The 18,099-nt window shown below is 40.3% G+C and carries 15 protein-coding genes; 10 read left to right on the forward strand and 5 right to left on the reverse strand.

Translation table 11 applies throughout. The features are described from left to right. The first annotated feature begins 17 nt into the window (after positions 1-17). The 4 genes from AACW45_RS15585 to AACW45_RS15600 are packed head-to-tail and all read left to right on the forward strand — an operon-like array spanning position 18 to position 2,155. Positions 18-464, forward strand: coding sequence for a gas vesicle protein (locus tag AACW45_RS15585; protein WP_096646034.1), 447 nt, complete (start codon positions 18-20; stop codon positions 462-464). Positions 465-511: 47 nt separating this feature from the next. Continuing rightward, positions 512-979, forward strand: a complete 468-nt coding sequence (locus AACW45_RS15590; protein ID WP_199331150.1) for a gas vesicle protein K — start codon at positions 512-514, stop codon at positions 977-979. 20 nt (positions 980-999) lie between these two features. After that, on the forward strand, positions 1,000-1,734 hold the full coding sequence (locus AACW45_RS15595) for a GvpL/GvpF family gas vesicle protein (RefSeq protein ID WP_190633452.1): 735 nt from the start codon (positions 1,000-1,002) through the stop codon (positions 1,732-1,734). A gap of 13 nt (positions 1,735-1,747) precedes the next feature. Next, on the forward strand, positions 1,748-2,155 hold the full coding sequence (locus tag AACW45_RS15600; RefSeq protein ID WP_190633453.1) for a gas vesicle protein GvpG: 408 nt from the start codon (positions 1,748-1,750) through the stop codon (positions 2,153-2,155). A gap of 89 nt (positions 2,156-2,244) precedes the next feature. Here the strand turns inward: AACW45_RS15600 and AACW45_RS15605 are convergent, their stop codons facing one another. Then, the gene (locus AACW45_RS15605; RefSeq protein ID WP_190633454.1) at positions 2,245-2,562 is read right to left on the reverse strand and encodes a gas vesicle protein; all 318 of its coding nucleotides are present in this window, start codon (positions 2,560-2,562) and stop codon (positions 2,245-2,247) included. Positions 2,563-2,710: 148 nt separating this feature from the next. Between AACW45_RS15605 and AACW45_RS15610 the strand changes: the two genes are divergently transcribed. The 5 genes from AACW45_RS15610 (at position 2,711) to AACW45_RS15630 (ending at position 9,188) form a co-directional block, all read left to right on the forward strand. Further along, positions 2,711-3,394, forward strand: a complete 684-nt coding sequence (locus tag AACW45_RS15610) for a GvpL/GvpF family gas vesicle protein (protein WP_190633455.1) — start codon at positions 2,711-2,713, stop codon at positions 3,392-3,394. A gap of 37 nt (positions 3,395-3,431) precedes the next feature. Continuing rightward, the gene (locus AACW45_RS15615; protein ID WP_199331144.1) at positions 3,432-5,339 is read left to right on the forward strand and encodes an ArsA family ATPase; all 1,908 of its coding nucleotides are present in this window, start codon (positions 3,432-3,434) and stop codon (positions 5,337-5,339) included. A 50-nt stretch (positions 5,340-5,389) separates the two neighbouring features. After that, positions 5,390-7,246: an AAA family ATPase gene (locus AACW45_RS15620; protein WP_190633456.1), complete on the forward strand. Its 1,857-nt coding sequence runs from the start codon at positions 5,390-5,392 to the stop codon at positions 7,244-7,246. A gap of 671 nt (positions 7,247-7,917) precedes the next feature. After that, positions 7,918-8,457: a hypothetical protein gene (locus AACW45_RS15625; RefSeq protein WP_190633457.1), complete on the forward strand. Its 540-nt coding sequence runs from the start codon at positions 7,918-7,920 to the stop codon at positions 8,455-8,457. 116 nt (positions 8,458-8,573) lie between these two features. Then, entirely contained in the window at positions 8,574-9,188 is a 615-nt protein-coding gene (locus AACW45_RS15630; RefSeq protein ID WP_190633458.1) for an SH3 domain-containing protein, read from the forward strand. A 285-nt stretch (positions 9,189-9,473) separates the two neighbouring features. Here AACW45_RS15630 and secA read toward each other — a convergent pair whose 3' ends face one another. From secA to AACW45_RS15650, 4 genes are all read right to left on the reverse strand, one after another. Continuing rightward, a complete protein-coding gene (gene secA, locus AACW45_RS15635) occupies positions 9,474-12,266 on the reverse strand; it encodes a preprotein translocase subunit SecA (RefSeq protein ID WP_190633459.1) in 2,793 nt (930 codons plus the stop codon). A gap of 306 nt (positions 12,267-12,572) precedes the next feature. Beyond that, positions 12,573-12,938, reverse strand: a complete 366-nt coding sequence (locus tag AACW45_RS15640) for a type II toxin-antitoxin system RelE family toxin (protein WP_190633460.1) — start codon at positions 12,936-12,938, stop codon at positions 12,573-12,575. After that, the gene (locus AACW45_RS15645) at positions 12,928-13,185 is read right to left on the reverse strand and encodes a type II toxin-antitoxin system RelN family antitoxin (protein ID WP_190633461.1); all 258 of its coding nucleotides are present in this window, start codon (positions 13,183-13,185) and stop codon (positions 12,928-12,930) included. The genes AACW45_RS15640 and AACW45_RS15645 overlap by 11 nt, the downstream gene beginning before the upstream one ends. 137 nt (positions 13,186-13,322) lie before the next feature. Then, positions 13,323-13,916 (reverse strand): diheme cytochrome c, encoded by a 594-nt coding sequence (locus tag AACW45_RS15650; RefSeq protein WP_190633462.1) that lies wholly within the window; start codon positions 13,914-13,916, stop codon positions 13,323-13,325. Positions 13,917-14,068: 152 nt separating this feature from the next. Between AACW45_RS15650 and AACW45_RS15655 the strand changes: the two genes are divergently transcribed. Continuing rightward, on the forward strand, positions 14,069-17,644 hold the full coding sequence (locus tag AACW45_RS15655; RefSeq protein WP_190633463.1) for a CHAT domain-containing protein: 3,576 nt from the start codon (positions 14,069-14,071) through the stop codon (positions 17,642-17,644). Positions 17,645-18,099 lie beyond the last annotated feature (455 nt).

Raw genomic sequence — 18,099 nt, forward strand, 5'->3', positions numbered from 1 at the left:
CAAGAGTCTAATTCATCGTGACTACTACACCCATCCTGCAACAACGCCCTCAATCTAACTCTAGTCGAGCAATTACCACATCTACCCAAGGTTCTACCTTGGCAGACATTCTAGAACGAGTGTTAGATAAGGGCATTGTGATTGCTGGTGATATTTCTGTATCTATCGCTTCCACCGAACTGCTGCATATTCGGATTCGCTTATTAATTTCCTCCGTCGATAAAGCCAAGGAACTTGGTATTAATTGGTGGGAAAATGACCCTTATCTCAGTAGTAAGAATCAACATTTAGTTGAGGAAAATCAAGAACTTCAGCAACGGCTGGCGAGTTTAGAAGCGCAACTAAAAGCGCTGACTGCGGCTAATAGCAAGAAACCGGAATTATTCACAGTCAAAGCTGAAGAGCGCGAACACAGCGATGCAGAAAATTTGCCATTGCCAATAAATTCTCAACTTGATGAATAGACTGAGTTTACTCAAAAAAGCAATTAACCAAAGGTGGCATCATGGCAATGGCCTGCACTCCAGTTGAAAATTCCAACGACTTGGTAGCTACCAATTCTCAAGCTAATAATCAAGCCGGATTAGTTCCCTTACTATTAACTGTAGTGGAACTAATACGTCAGCTGATGGAAGCTCAAGTAATTCGCCGAATGGAACAGGAGTGCCTAACGGAATCTGACTTAGAGCGAGCTGCAGAAAGTTTGCAAAAGTTAGAAGAACAAGTTTTAAATTTGTGTCAAATCTTTGAAATCGATCCAGCAGACTTAAATATTCATTTAGGAGAACTTGGTAGTCTGTTACCATCTGCTGGCTCTTACTATCCGGGGGAAACAGGAACTTCTCCCTCTATCCTAGAACTATTAGACCGTCTATTAAATACGGGAATTGTTGTAGACGGGGAAATAGATTTAGGTGTAGCCCAACTCAATCTGATTCACGCGAAATTGCGCGTAGTATTAACCTCAAAACCTTTGTAATTACAAAGTAATTTTTTGTTATGGATGCTGGTCTTTATTTGTACGGTATTTTTTCCGATCCTATCCCTGCTTCAATTAGTCTCAAAGGCTTGGATTCTCAGCCTGTTCACAGCGAAGTGATTGAAGGTTTTACCTTTTTATATTCCGATGCTAAACAAGAAAAATATTTGGCTTCCCGCAAGAATTTAATTAGCCACGAAAAAGTTTTAGAACAAGCAATGCAGGAAGGCTTCCGCACCTTGCTACCTTTACGGTTTGGATTAGTTGTCAAAAATTGGGAAACGGTAGTTACACAACTTATTAAACCCTGTGAAAGACAATTGCGCGAACTATTCCAAAAATTGGCAGGAAAGCGAGAAGTAAGTATTAAGATTCTGTGGGATACGAAAGCTGAATTGCAAGCAATGATGGATGCGAATCTAGAATTGAAGCAAAAGCGCGATCGCATGGAAGGTAAAAACCTGAGTATGGATGAAGTCATTGAAATTGGTCAATTAATTGAAGCCAATTTAAAACTCCGTAAAGAATCTGTAATTCAAGCTTTCTTTAACGAACTCAAGCCTCTCGCCCATGATGTGATTGAAAGCGAACCGATGACGGAAGAAATGATTTACAACGCTGCATTTTTGATTCCTTGGGATAACGAATCTCAATTTAGCGAACGTGTAGAAGCTGTCGATCGGCAATTTGGTAACCGTTTGCGTATTCGTTACAATAATTTTACTGCACCTTATACATTTGCTCAGATATCATAATTGGAGAAAACTTATGCTTGGTAAGCTTTTATTATTTCCCGTCATGGGGCCAATCAATGGACTGATGTGGATTGGCGAACAAATTCAAGAACGTACTAATACTGAATTTGACGCTCAAGAAAATTTAAATAAACAATTATTAAGTTTGCAACTTTCCTTTGATATTGGCGAAATTTCTGAAGAAGAATTTGAAGAAAGAGAGGAAGAACTCCTGCTGAAAATTCAAGCTTTAGAAGAACAAGCTCAACTAGAAGCAGCAGCTTTAGCAGCTGAAGAAGCGGAAGAAGCTGAAGAAAATGAAGAAGATGAATTAGAAGAGACTTACTTTATACCCGTACCTGAAGATACTAAAGTCTTTGCAGAAGCACTTCGGGGGAAGAACCAATATGAAGATAATGAAAATCTCGTCTTATCACCCTGATCATTTGTTGACATAACTTAATGTTGATATTGAATTAAAAACCCGCTTTTGCGGGTTAATAGTTTAATTATGTAGTGAAGCTATCAACATTAATATTCAATCTCAAATGCTTGATAATTTTTAGCTTCAAAAAAGATATTAGGACGCTTGGGTAAGTGAGAATGGCGAGGATCGGATTGGCGTAACTTTTGAATATTTTGTTCTGCGTCTGCTATCTGGTTCTTGAGTGTACCCAACCGTTGTTTTAACATTACGGTTCTCTGCTCTATAAACTGTAGCTCTTGCTTAATTCTTTGCTGTTCGGTCACCAGTTTATAAAGTTCTAACTGATTAGAAGCTTCCGATTTACTCCGTGGCATAGTAGTTATTTTAGGTCTAATAGAACCGCGATTACGAAGATTTTTCATTGATTTTACCTGAACAATTGTTTGTATTATAACTAACAAAATCAGATTGTAAAGTCTAAAAAAGAATAATTTATTATTTTGTTTTCAGGTAATTATGGGTGCTATAAATATTAAGGAAAATCTCATTTTTTTAAATACATCGATAACAATGGAATCGTTAAATCTTTACACTTATGCTTTTTTGAAAACTCCTGATATATCTTTGAATTTACCAATAGGTAATTTAGGACAATTATGCTTAATTCATGGTGCAGGTATTTCCGCCGTTGTGGAACAAGGAATATCTTTAGAATCAGTGCAAGATAATGATGAAGAAGTTATCAAAATGGTTTTAACTCACGATCGCGTGATTCGCGAACTATTTGAGCAAACTACAGTTTTACCTTTGCGTTTTGGCACTTCTTTTAGTTCTCAAGCTATTTTACTTAACCATATAGAAGTTCACAATCGGGAATATCGAGAAAAATTAGAGAATATTCAAGGTAAAACCGAATATAGTTTAAGACTCGTACCTCAGACTTTTCTAGAACCTGTAAGAGCGACTGTAGGCGGAGGTAGAGATTATTTTTTAGCCAAGAAACAGCATTTTGAACAGCAAAAAACTTTCTTGATTTCCCAGACTGATGAAAAATCTAGTCTAATTAATTTAATTACGGAAATTTATCAATCTTCGGCAATTGTGCAGAACAAAGGCGAAGAAATTCGGATTTATATTTTAGTTGACGACCAAGATAAATCTGCATTTTTAGCGCAATTTTATACTTGGCAAGCTGCTTGCCCATCTTGGGATTTCTGCTTAGGAGAAGGTCTACCTCCCTACCATTTCGTTTAAAGATGATTTACAAGTTTTACTGGGAATTTATAGGTGGATGATGAAAAACTACGATTCTCTAAATTTAGTCATGTTTAGCGGCAAAGGTGGGGTTGGTAAAACCACCATTTCTTGCAGTTTTGCCCGGTATTGGGCGAGAAAATTTCCCGACGAAAGAATTTTATTAATTTCTACAGATCCGGCTCATTCTTTAGGGGATGTTTTACTCACAGAAGTCACAGATAATGCTTTACCTGTAAACGATTTATCTAACTTGAGCGTTCAAGCATTAGATGCGCAAAAACTGCTGTTAGAATTTAAAGCCCAATATAGTCGGTTTTTAGAATTATTAGTAGAACGCGGTAGTTTAGCCGATGGCGAAGATTTAGCACCAGTTTGGGATTTAAACTGGCCTGGGTTAAATGAACTCATGGGGTTGCTAGAAATTCAACGCCTGCTTTCGGAAAAGAAAGTAGATCGGATTGTTCTAGATATGGCTCCTTCGGGGCACACATTAAATTTATTACGCTTAAAAGATTTTCTAGATGTTATTTTAAATTCTTTTGAATTATTTCAAGAAAAACATCGTGTAATTACCACAACTTTTAAGGGTAATTATAAAGAAGATGAGGTTGATGATTTTCTAGTTGATATGAAATTTCAACTAGCAGAAGGCAGACGCTTACTGCAAGATGAAAATTTTACTGGCTGTTTAGTGGTAGCAGTTTCTGAGCCGATGTCATTTTTAGAAACTGAACGCTTTTTAGTTAGTTTAAAAGAATTAGAAATTCCCTATGCTGGATTGTTTGTCAATCGGCTTTTGACAGCAGATACTCTCGATAAAGACCGTTATGCCGAGCAGCAAAATTTACTCGCTCAATACTTAAAAATAGCACCTGACAAACCTGTTTTCACTCTTCCCCAACAGCAAGCACTTCCCTTAGGTGGGATGTTGTTAGATAGCTTGGTTAACCAAATTCAAACTATCAATACTGTTGAACTTGCACCACCACCAATCATCCAATGGCCAAATAAAGTCCTACCAAGTTTTAGCGATTTTTTGGCGGAAGGATGTCAACTCATTATTGTTGGTGGTAAAGGAGGTGTAGGTAAAACAACAGTAGCAGCAGCAGTTGCTTGGGCTTGTGCGCAACATTATCCCCAAAAAAATATTCGCGTCATTTCCATAGATCCGGCTCATTCTTTAGGCGATGCTTTTGGGCAAACCTTAGGACATGAGCCGATAATGTTAACTCCTAATTTGAGCGCGCAAGAAGTTGATGAAACTAAGGTTTTAGACCAATTTCGCGCTGATTATCTGTGGGAATTAGCAGATATGATTAGTGGAGAAGGAACCCAAACAGATTCGACAGTAAATGTTGCTTATTTACCAGAAGCTTGGCGACAGATTATGTCGCAAGCTTTACCGGGAATTGATGAGATATTATCTCTAGTTACGGTGATGGATTTATTAAGCAGCAACCAAGAAGACTTGATTATTTTAGATACAGCACCTACAGGCCATCTGCTACGCTTTTTGGAAATGCCATCAGCTTTAGGAGATTGGTTAACATGGATATTTAAGCTGTGGATGAAATATCAAAATGTTTTGGGTCATGTCGATGTCATTGGGCGATTGCGGGGTTTACGTCAACAAGTTGTCCAGGCGCAAAAAAAATTAAAAAATCCCCAGGAAACTCAATTTATTGGTGTAATTCAAGCAGAAGCAGCAATTATTGCCGAACACATAAGATTAACAGAATCCTTGGCAAAGATGGGAGTTAATCAAAGTTATGTGGTACAGAATCGCTACAGTCCAGAAGCGGAAGTAGAGGGAAGCTTATTTCCCAAACAAACGATTATTCGCTTACCACGCTTACCCCGTTCTGTAGAGCCACTGGCGAGAATTCAATGTGCAGCCCATCTGTTATTTGAATTCGAGGAATTAATTGCAAATAACAGCTAAATTTCGCCAAAGAAATCGCGGGATTTGGGAGTCAACTATCGAGGTATTTTATGAGTGAGTTGTTTAAGGGTTTTGAACAGTTATTAGAGTTAGTCAAAACTCTGGAAGAAAAGGTCGAAAAGGGCGAGATTAAGACGGATGTGCAAATAAATTCTCGTCCGATGAGCAGTATTCCCCGATATGGGAATGTGCCCCGTCCGAATAATATGGCTAATGATGTAGGTACTAGCCGCTTCCGCACTCAACCGTCGGCTAATTCTGGAGGTGGTGGCGGTGGCGGTGGTAGCAGCGCCCCATCTGACCCGATTGTGCCACCTGATGCACCTTCCGATCATAGTCTTAAAGATGTGGGTGGATTAGGTGAAGTTCTTAAGGAACTCAAAGAACTGATTGCTATCCCCTTAAAACGTCCCGACCTCTTGGCAAAACTAGGTCTAGAACCCACGCGGGGGGTATTGTTGGTGGGGCCTCCAGGAACTGGTAAAACTCTCACCGCCCGCGCTTTAGCAGAAGAATTGGGGGTGAACTATATCGCCCTCGTCGGGCCAGAAGTCATCAGTAAATATTACGGTGAAGCAGAACAACGACTGCGAGGTATTTTTGAAAAGGCCGCGAAAAATGCTCCCTGTATTATCTTTATTGATGAAATTGATAGTTTGGCTCCCGACCGGAGTGCGGTAGAAGGGGAAGTAGAAAAACGCCTAGTGGCGCAGTTATTAAGCTTGATGGATGGTTTTTCTCAAAGCCAAGGTGTGATTGTTTTAGCAGCGACCAATCGCCCCGACCATCTTGACCCGGCTTTGCGCCGTCCGGGTCGATTTGATAGAGAAGTTCAGTTTCGCATCCCTGACTGCAACGGACGCAAGGAAATTCTGCAAATTCTCACCCGTGCTATGCCTTTAGATAATACGGTTGACCTGGATTTCATTGCTGAACGGGCTGTGGGCTTTGTCGGGGCTGATTTGAAGGCTGTATGTCAAAAAGCTGCTTATACAGCATTGCGCCGTCACGTACCTTCGATTGACGAAAAAATTCCAGACAATATGACGGTGTGTCAGTCTGACTTTTTGCAAGCCCTGAAAGAAATCAAGCCGGCGGTATTGCGGAGTGTGGAAGTTGAAGTTCCCCATGTGGCTTGGGAAGATATTGGTGGTTTGGAGACAATTAAGCAAACGCTGCGTGAATCGGTAGAAGGGGCGTTACTGTATCCAGAATTGTATTTGCAAACCAAAGCTTTAGCACCGAAAGGAATTTTACTGTGGGGGCCTCCGGGAACTGGCAAGACTTTGTTAGCTAAAGCTGTAGCTTCTCAAGCTAGGGCAAATTTTATTGGTGTCAACGGGCCGGAATTACTCAGCCGTTGGGTAGGAGCTAGCGAACAAGCTGTGCGAGAATTGTTTGCGAAAGCCAGACAAGCCGACCCCTGTGTAGTATTTATTGATGAAATTGATACCTTGGCTCCCGCTAGAGGCAGTTATAATGGAGATTCGGGAGTAAGCGATCGCGTAGTTGGTCAATTACTCACAGAATTAGATGGCTTACAAGTAGGAACCACTATCTTAGTGATTGGGGCAACAAATCGACCTGATACTCTAGATCCGGCTTTATTACGCGCTGGACGCTTAGATTTACAGATGAAGGTAGATTTACCAGATTTAGGTAGCCGTCTGTCAATCTTAAAGGTTCATAGCCAAGGACGACCTCTACAAGATGTGGATTTGGAATATTGGGCAGAGATGACCAAAGGTTGGAATGGTGCAGACTTAACATTGCTGTGCAATCAAGCGGCTGTTGAAGCGATTCGCCGTTTCCGTTCTCAAGGACAAACAACACCTACAGATATCCGTATTACTACTGATGATTTCAATTATGCATATCAGGTGTTAACTGAGCAGCGTCCTAGTTAATTCTGGGATCTGTACAGTTGATTTTATTTTTTGGAGTTGCAGAGGATAGTTAAGGCACAACAATGTTGTGCCTTTTTCATTGTTTACAGCATCTTCCTGTAAATAGACCACACTGTAGGGGCACGGCACCAGTAAAATTATTGTATATATGAGAAGATTGTGGATGCCGTGCCCCTACGACAGATGTGGTTCAAATAGGTGAAAACTGCTGTAATTTCGGTAATTATATTTAGTGATTTATGTCATATAGTAACGAAAAAATTTACAACAATATACAAGGTTTATCAAGTAATTAATAATACACATAAACCTCGTCCATTTTGAAACCAGGAGTAGTGCGGGCAGCGTTCGACTGAGCGCTCACGCCGAAGTCTTGCCCGCTAAGAAGCCCAGGGAGCAAGATGCTCCCACTACTTTTAAAACTATGGTTCTCAAAGTAGATGTGGTTTATTTCTAAAATTAATAAGATTTCAGTACTTGCTAATCAGTCATTATGTCTGAAAATCATCATGGTAATCTCGGATGTTTGATATCAGTAAAGTTACAGTTGATACTTTATCGCCAGAAGAAATACATTTGTGATATCTTCAGTGTCTTAAACACAAAGTACCGACTTAAATATAAACAAAAACTTCCGTTGCCATAAACAGCAATTGCTATCCAAGTAATCTATGAAGCTAAATACACAATTAACTAATCTGGCTCTGATTGGCTGTACTCTCATGCCTGTAGTAATACCTCTAGTTATGGTAACGCCAAGAGCGATCGCTCAAGAACAAAAGCCAGTAGTTCCTCTGTTACAGGAGGTTTTACAGCAATTGCGTCAGACAACTTCATTACCAATTTTACTTCCTAGTGAACTTCCTGCTGATTCACAAGAACTCTATGCTCAAGGAGGAGGTGAAGATTCTTCCTATTACGTGGAGATTGGATATTCACCCAACTGTTCTGATAGTGCCTGTTTTTTAGGTACTTTCATGGCATCAATGGAAGATTACGGTGAAGATGGTAATCCCATAACTTTAGCCAATGGTGTTCAAGGCTATTATTTAGAAAGAACTTGCGATAGATGTGGAGATACATCATTGACATGGAAACAAAATGGTGTGTCATATCTAATTCGATATAAACTTTCTGCACCAACCAGCAAAGAAATGCTGGTACAGATGATGCGAATGGCTAACTCAGCTATTCAAGCAGGTTCTAGATAATAACTAAAACAAAATACTTTTGTGTGTGGTGATTTCTTATTACCACCATTCAAGCTAAAAATGATTCGCTATTGAGCGCCAGCGATTTTCAACAGTTATCAAAGATAATCATCAACATGAACAACTTCTATAAGTCTGTTTTTGCCATTCCCCTTGTTTCCTTGTCTTTAGTTGGTTTAAATTTTTCCTCTGCTGTGTTTGCAAATAACTCAAAGTTTGTGAATTCCAATAATACCCAGCAACCAAGGATTCTCTTAGCGCAACAACAAACTTGTAGTGTAGTAAATATTCAATCCGGTCAGCTAGCTTTGCGCTTTTCTCCTAATGGAAACTCAAGAGCTGGTCTCAATAATGGTAATACTGTGGCATTTCTCAAAAGTGGTAGTTTTCCTTGGGCTTATGTCCGCGTGATTAATGGGCCGAATAATGGCGTGAATGGTTTGGAAGGTTGGGTAAATTCAAATTACTTATCTTGTGGTGAAATCAGCGAGGTTAGAGAATCTCCACAAGTATTTTGCAATGTAACTAATATTCAAACTGGTCAGTTAGCTTTGCGCTTTTCTCCTAATGGAAAATCAAGAGCTGGTCTCAATAATGGCAATACTATCCAATTCCTGAGAAGAGGTAACGGGCCTTGGGTTTACGTTCGTGTTATGCAGGGGCCAAACCTTGCCGTTAATGGTTTAGAAGGTTGGGTAAATGCCAATTACTTATCTTGTTATGGTTTTTAATTATTACACCTCTTGCAAAAGTCCTAATTTTCTCATTCTTCTCTGCGTCTCTGTCTTGAAAAGTTCTGATCGCCGGAAGCCGGCGCTCAGACTTTTCGCTGCGGCTCTGCGTGAGCTTTTAAAACTCCTAATCAGCACAGCGACAATATTTATGCAAGAAGTCTATTGAGCGAATTTGTGTACTTTCTTAAAACAAAAATCAGTCAAGAAGTCTAACTTTTCCGACTTCTTGACTGCTATTTCTGTAATATTCGGTTATTTAACTAGCTGTAACAATCAGCAGTTTTATACCATCTCCGAGGAAGTCTGCACCATCGGCTGCGGTTGGGGCTGGAACATGAACAAGGAGTAAACTACATCTCGGCGGATGTTGACCATCATATCCAAGAAGAGTTCATAACCTTCGCTCTTGTACTCAATTAACGGATCTTTTTGACCGTAACCGCGCAAACCTACAGATTCGCGCAGTGCATCCATTTGTTGCAGGTGTTCGCGCCACAGGGTATCAATGCGTTGCAAGATAAAGAAACGTTCAGCTTGGCGCATTAATCCTGGCTGAATTTGGTCAATTTGCGCTTCTTTCATGTCGTAGGCAATTCTTACCTGTTCGTGGAGAAAAGCTTTAATTTCCGCGATCGCCATATCTTCTAATTGACTTGGTTGTAAGTCAGCTAGTAAATAGACAAATTCTTTGACTTTTTCTACCAATTTATCCAATTCCCACTCTTCTGAGGGCAAATCGGGGTTGATGTAGTAAGTAACGATGTCATCCATCGTTTTTTCGGCGTAGGTAATTACCTGTTCTTTTAAATCTTGCCCTTCTAATACCCGGCGGCGTTCGGCGTAGATGGCGCGGCGTTGGTTGTTCATTACCTCGTCGTACTCAAACACCTGTTTACGGATGTCGTAGTAGTAGGTTTCAACTTTTTTCTGTGCGCCTTCTAAACTGCGGGTTAACATACCCGATTCAATGGGCATATCTTCTTCGACGTTGAAGGCGTTCATTAAACCAGCAACGCGATCGCCTCCAAAAATCCGTAGTAAGTTATCTTCTAAACTGAGGAAGAATCTGGTGGAACCAGGGTCACCTTGTCTTCCCGCCCGTCCGCGCAATTGGTTGTCAATCCGGCGGGATTCGTGGCGTTCTGTACCAATTACGTGCAATCCCCCTAATTCTACCACTTCGTCATGTTCGCGGTGGGTGAATTGTTCGTATTCTTCCTTAATTCGGTTGTAAGCCGCCCGCAATTTTTGAATTACTGGGTCGTCAATGGGGGCTTTTTCGGCGGCGACAGCAACTTTTTCTTCGGCTTCTAATTCTGGTAAACTGCGATCGCCATATTCCCGCACTGCCAAATCTACAGCTTCTTTTAATTGCTGTTCTGCTTCTTTCGATAACTGGGTGGGGAAAATTTCTGGCGAAGCTTTCCAAGTCTTAACTTTTTTCCCTGGTACAAAGCCTTGTCCGCTACCGCCTCCTGTGGGTAGCCCTGAAGCCCTTTGCACGCCAAAGGTGTCTTCATCTTCTGGCTGGACAATCCGGGGCATAAAATATTCCCGCAGTTTCAGCCGCGCCATATATTCGGAGTTACCACCCAGGATGATATCAGTACCTCTACCAGCCATGTTTGTGGCGATAGTTACTGCACCTCTGCGTCCTGCTTGGGCGACAATTTCCGCTTCCCGTTCCACGTTTTCCGGGCGTGCATTCAGTAATTCATGGGGAATTTCCATTTGGCGTAGCAGTTGGCTGAGATACTCAGATTTTTCCACGCTGGTAGTACCAACTAACACAGGTCTGCCGAGTTGGTGCATTTCGCCACATTCCCGCGCGATCGCTTGCCATTTGCCTGGTTCTGTTTTAAATACCATATCAGACAAGTCTTGGCGCTTTCTGATTCTGTTGGTGGGAATAATTGTGACTTCGAGCTTGTAAATTTTTTCAAATTCGGCTTCTTCTGTCTTCGCCGTTCCCGTCATTCCCCCCAGTTTGGGATAAAGCAAGAACAGGTTTTGATAGGTAATTGTCGCCAGAGTTTGGGTTTCCGGCTGAATGTCTACATGTTCTTTAGCTTCAATGGCTTGGTGTAAACCATCACTCCAACGCCTTCCGGGAAGCACCCGTCCGGTAAATTCATCAACGATGACTACTTCGCCGTTACGGACGATATAGTTGACATCCTTGAGGAACAGTTCTTTAGCTTTAATCGCGTTAAAGACAAAGTGCGCCCAAGGATCTTCCGGATCGAATAAATCTGTTACGCCTAACAAATTTTCTGCTTCCGCAAAGCCTTCATCAGTCAACAGCACGTTCCGCGCTTTTTCGTCAACTTCATAATGCTCATCTTTTTTGAGGCTAAAGGCGATTTCGGCTGCTTGCAAATATTTTTCTGTAGGTCTTTCTACCTGACCAGAAATAATCAGTGGTGTCCGCGCCTCATCAACTAAAATTGAGTCAACTTCGTCGATGACGCAGTAATTAAAGGGGCGTTGTACCACATCTGCCATTGATGTCGCCATGTTATCCCGCAGGTAATCAAAACCTACCTCACTATTGGTGACATAGGTAATATCACACTCATAGTTTTTCTGGCGTTCGCTGGGTATCATGTTCGCCTGAATCAAGCCTACACTCAATCCCAGAAAGCGATGCACCTGACCCATCCATTCCGCGTCCCGACGTGCCAGGTAATCGTTTACGGTAATAACATGTACACCTTTGCCAGTTAGGGCGTTTAAATAACTTGGCAAAGTCGCCACCAGGGTTTTACCTTCCCCGGTTTTCATTTCCGCGATTTGCCCAGTGTGGAGAATAATACCGCCTAACATCTGAACATCAAAGTGCCGCAGGCCTAAGACTCGTCTTCCTGCTTCCCGAACTACTGCAAAAGCTTCCGGCAGAATCTCATCTAGGGTTTCACCTTTGGCAAGCCGTTGTCTAAACTCGCCTGTTTTCCCTTTCAACTCATCATCGGAAAGTGCTTTAATGTCTTCCTCTAAGAGGTTAATTTCCGTAATGTAAGGTTGGTATTTCTTAAGTTTACGAGCGTTGGGATCGCCCAACAAGTTTTTTAGCATGGCAGGTTATGGCACTAAATAAAGGAGGATGGGAATTAAAGTTTTGGCATAGATTATAAGAATTTAACCCAACCCAGCCCTGTTGGTTGTTGATGGGTATAAAACGAGAATTAACTCACAAACAGCAAAAAGGCTGGCCAACCAGTTTACTAAATGATTGGTTTTATTTTCATATCTTATATTTGAACTCTATTAATAGTATCATTCCACCCCCTGCTGAGGCAGAGAACGCCCACCATGCTCAGGTAGCGATTTTACCCATTGGGGCATTGGGCATTGATTATATCTGTGTGTCCTTCCGTCTTCTTAGCTTTGCTCGCTAGAGAAATCAGCTACAATAGAGCGAATTTCATTGGCGTCAATATCTTCTCGGTCAGATTTGGCATAAATTGTTAAGAGCAAAATACTTGTAGGTGACTCAACTTGATAAATGAGACGGTATCCCGCACTTTTACCTTTTTGAATATTGCTGTTGCGGATTCTCACCTTGTAAACAACATACTGCTCGCCTAAACCGCTAATCCTGTCGCCTAAAATATTTCCTTGTTGTAGTTCTTCGATAATGGGTTGAACATCAGAGCGAATATTGCGAAATCTTTTAGAAAGGTCTCGCAAGTTTTGTTTATATTCAGGAGTTAAATCGATGAAGACCGATGGATGTTCATTCGGCATCAATTCCCTCCCACATTTCCGATAGTGGTATGCGTTGTCCTGCTTTTGCTTGTTGTAAGGCTCTCCTCAAGCTGGCTTTAATTTCCTCAACTGGTGTATCGTCAGGATCTAACTCTTCTGTTTCTGCTGGTTCTGGAACTAGTACAATCACCCTGACTTGATGGGGGTAAGTTGTTCCCTGAATTGGCTGATCTAAAATCAGGTTTCCCTGAGCGTCAATTTTTCCAGTAACTTCAATCGCTTTCATCTGCCATGTACCTGATTTTGTTGCAGATCCTAACACTCATTGGGCATGGGGCATTGGGCATTGGGCATTGGGCATTGGGCATTGGGCAGAGACGCGATTAATCGCGTCTCTACAATTGTCTTCCTTGTCTCCCTTCCTTACGGCGAATTCTCCATTTCCGGACTCAGGCGACGGAAATTATAGTCGGTGGCGCTGGGGTGACAGCTGACACAGCTACTAATTTGTATTGGCTGGGGTAATTTGATTTTGGGATGTAAGGCTTTAAAATAACGGGAATCTTTGACGCGATAAGGTGTTTCTTCGTCTTTGCGTTGGGGACGAGAGAAAGTTTGCAGATACCTCCAGATTAAAATGCGCGGCGGATCGATTAAAGGCTGTAGTTGTGCGCCGTAGTGCTGGGAGTCTTCTAAAAGATTTTTCCAGGTTTGGCTAGGTAATACGGCTGGTGGTAAGGCGATGTGACAAGTTGAGCAGTTTTCTATATATAATTGTTGACCCAGCTGATATTGTGCGGGTACTACGTCAACGGTGCCAATTTCTGTGTTAGGGGTAGCGCCTTGGACGTTGCTAGCTAGAGATAACAGCCAACCCATTGCTAAACTCCATGCCAATACTACCAATAGTAAACCTAAGGGTTGGCGGTTTAATTTTTTGCTGTGGCGTAGGCGTAGCCCGCCGTAGGCATCGCTCTTACCTTTACTACCCAATCTCCGCTTGACAAAATTTGACATTCCTCACATCCCCAAATATTTCCCTATAGCACTGATATCACAGTCTTTGAATCATCACTAGATTCTGGGACGTGGAAAGTTTTGCATATGTTCACCCTGTATGGGAGATATAGATGATTGAGCTATTTGATTACTGCTATTTGAGGAATGTTATGTCATACCATTTTCAGTCCCTCACTCTGTTTACTTTAATATTTTCTTTAACTTGTCCCGTCGCATCAGCAGCAAGTAACCGCTTTGTGTCTCAGGATACTTTAGCTCAAAATACAACTTCTCAAACGCATCAAAACCGTCAAGCCCAAGCCGATAAATTATTACAGCAAGGAATTACTCAATTAAAGGCTAATCAGTTTGATGCTGCAATCAAGTCTTTAGAACAAGCATTAAAAATTTATCAACAAATTAAAAACCGTGGGGGAGAAGGGGAAACTCTCAAGAATTTAGGAACTGTTTATGTTAATAAGAAAAATCATCCTAAAGCTATTGCATTATATCAGCAGAGTTTAGTAATTGCGCGAGAAATTAAAAACAGAAATTTAGAGGCGGAAAATCTGCTGAATTTAGGTACTGTACATAACACCATCAAGCAACCCGATAAAGCATTGGGTTTCTTACAGCAGAGTTTGCAGATTGCGCAAGAAATGAAAAGCCGTGAGTTACAATTTAAAGTTTTACCCCAGTTAATAGAAGCTTATACAGCTAAGGGTGATAGTAAAAAAGTTGAAGAATATACACAACAATTATTTACTGACTTTCCCGGATTATCAAAATATTTTGTGGGATTTCTGTTATTCGGTGAACTATCAACTAATAATCAGCAAAAAAAATATCCTCAAGCTATTACCGCAGGTCAACAAGCATTAGAAATATTTCAGCAAACTAAACTAGAACCAGTCGAATTAGACTTGTTTGTCAGTTTAGTCGGTGAAAATTTTAAAGGGATGTCACCAGAGCTATTACAGACGATTTTTCAAGTTTTAGTCATGGGAGAACTGTTAAACTCCTATGAAGCGATCGCAGATTATCCCAAGGTTATTGTTTTAGGACAACAATTTAGAGAAATTACGCAAAAACTGAAGGATGATGACTGGAAATTTATGGCCGAGATTTCTCAGGAAGGTAAGACTAAACAATCACCGGATTACTTTAAGAAAAACTTTCAATTAACTAGTGCATTTTTATTGAGTAAAGCTTATGATATTTCTGGTGAATATGCAAAATCTTTGACTTTTGCTCAAGAAGCATTACCAATTGCGCGAGAACTCAAAAATGCCGAAATGGAGGCTAATATTTTACTCACTCTGGCAAGTGCTTCTAGTTCCTTGGCTGTATCTGATGCAGAAAATGAAAAAAGTTTAGCTTTCGCGCAACAAGCTTTAAAAATAGCCAAACAATTGAAAAATCTGCAACTCGAATCGGAAGCTTTAAATCGAATAGCTTACATTTATGACTCTTTGGAAGAGTATCAAAAAAGTATTGAGTTTGCTTCTGCTAGTTTAGAAATAGCTAAAAAAAGTAAAGAGCCTTCGGCAATTGCTCAACCTTTATTAACATTAGCTGTTACTTATATAAATTTAGGAGATTATCAAAAATCTAATCAATTAGCACAAGAAGCATTAAGTACAGCCCGAAAGTTAAAAAATATCCCAGAAATTGAAGGAATATCTCTGTTGTTTTTGAGCATCAATAATTTTGTGAAAAGCGACTATCAAAAAACTATTGCTTTTGCTCAAGAAGGTTTAAATCTCATACCAAAAATCAAGGTTCCTTACTATAAACAGCAATTAGAAATGCTGAATAATCTGTTTATAGGTATAGGACATGGTGGTTTGAATGATAATCAAAAAGCTATTGATTACTTGCAAAAAAGCTTGCAAGTAGTTAGGGATAATAAAGAAGTCAAAACGGAATCACAGATATTAGTATTTCTAGGGGGATTTTATCGACGGACTAAACAATATCAACAAGCAATTGATACTTATAATCAAGCTGCGGCTTTAGCCGATCAACTAAATTATTCTGGTAATCGGGCTGTATTATATGCAGGTTTAGCCCGCACATATCGAGAATTAAATCAACCAACTACGGCGATAACTTATTATCAAAAAGCAATTAACGATATCGAAAAGGTACGCGAAAAAAATCGCGGATTATCACGAGAATTACAATCATCGCTGCTACAAGCAATTCAAGATGCTGATAGAACTAGCATTACTGATATCTATCGGGAATATGCCAATTTATTGATGTCCCAAGGGCGGAATGTAGAAGCTGGTCAAGTGTTAGAATTATTAAAGGTACAAGAATTAAGCGAATTTGCCAATCGCAAACCTAGCACTACTCCTAAGCCAATTGCACAAACTCCCACAGAAGCGAAGATTATTAAAAATTATGGCAGTTTGATTGCTTTTGGGCAAAAGTTTGATGAATGTCAAAAAACCAATTGTCCAGAGAAAGCTAAATTAGCTGATGAACGAGATGCTTTGATTTCCGAATTTAATCAGAGGATTCAAAATCTAGAGAAAAATGTCCGCGATCGCCTTGCTAAAGACAGAGGTACTTTAGATGCGCAAGACTTACGCAGTGTGGGTAAGAAAATTGTCGAATCGCAAGAAAGTACAGTTTTAATTAATGTCTTTGTAGTTGAGGATAAAACTTGGATTTGGTGGGTATCTAAGGGTGGTGTAGTTAAAAGTGTCGAAGTTCCTGTCAGCGAACCAAAAATTCGCGAGACAGTGAATAAATTCCGCAGATTGTTACAAAATCCTAATTCTAATATCCAAGAATTAAAAGCCACAGGAAAACAACTTTACGATTGGTTAATTAAACCTGTAGAACCAGAATTAAAAGCCAATAAAATTCAAAATCTGGTATTTTCTTTAGATAGGGCTGCGCGTTATATTCCTATAGGTGCTTTATTTGACGGTCAACAATATCTGATTGAAAACTATAATATTTCTACAGTGTTATCTGCGGGGTTAACAGATACCGAATCGCGCCTACCTGCGGGAAGTGCAAATACTAAAGTTTTGGGCTTAGGTTTATCTAACGCCGTACCAGGGTTTAATGCTTTACCTAATGTCCCCACCGAATTAGACACCATTATCCGCCAAACACCCAGCGATAAAAATGGGATTTATCCAGGGAAAAAATACCTGAATAAGGAATTTGATTATCGGACTTTGCGAGATAATCTCAAGGGACATAATATTTTGCATATTGCTACTCATGGTGTGTTTGTTCCAGGAAGACAAGATGATTCTTATTTGGTATTAGGAACTGGGGAAAAATTACCAATTCCCCAAATTGATAATTTAGAAGATTTAAGCGATGTGCATTTAGTAGTACTTTCTGCTTGTGAAACTGCGCTAGGAGAAACTGCAAAAGATGGAATTGAAATTCCTGGTGTCAGCTTTTATTTTCTCAACCGTCGCGCTAAGGCGGTAATGGCTTCTTTATGGTTGGTAGATGATGCTAGTACTAGTTTGTTGATGCAGCAATTTTATGCAAATTTAGCCAAAGATAATCAACCAACAAAAGCCCAAGCTTTACGTGAAGCACAATTGAGTTTGTTACGGGGGAATAATAGTGCAAGTTCAAGTGGTGATAGGGGTGCGATTAATGTGGAACCAGTACCAGGTACATCGACAAAACCGGGGAGAAATTTGACGAATTATTCCCATCCATATTATTGGGCACCATTTATTTTAATTGGTAATGGACTGTAGATAATTGGTCATTTGTCATTTGTCATTTGTCATTTGGGAGTTGACAGTCTTTTGGTTTGTGTAGTGAGGAGTTTAGCACTTTTGTTGAGAACTAGCGTTGGGTTTCGTTCCTCAACCCAACCTACATCTCTCAATTGTGTTAAGTGCGATCGCCGATTTTGCGTTACAGCTATTTTCAGGTAAATAGACACGCGGTAGGGGCACGGCATCAAAAATATTTTGGTACATACAATAATTTTACTGGTGCCGTGCCCCTACGACTTATCCACCAGTTTTTGATACTCATTAATGAGGCTTGGAAGCTCATTAATCAGTCTTTGATACTCGTGAATGAGTCTTTAATACTCGTTAACCAGTCTTTGATACTCATTAATCAGTCTTTGATACTCGTGAATGAGTCTTTGATACTCATTAATCAGTCTTTGATACTCGTGAATGAGTCTTTGATACTCATT

It is taken from the genome of Calothrix sp. FACHB-168, from assembly GCF_963889195.1.
In the GTDB taxonomy this organism is placed as follows: domain Bacteria; phylum Cyanobacteriota; class Cyanobacteriia; order Cyanobacteriales; family Nostocaceae; genus Aulosira; species Aulosira anomala_A.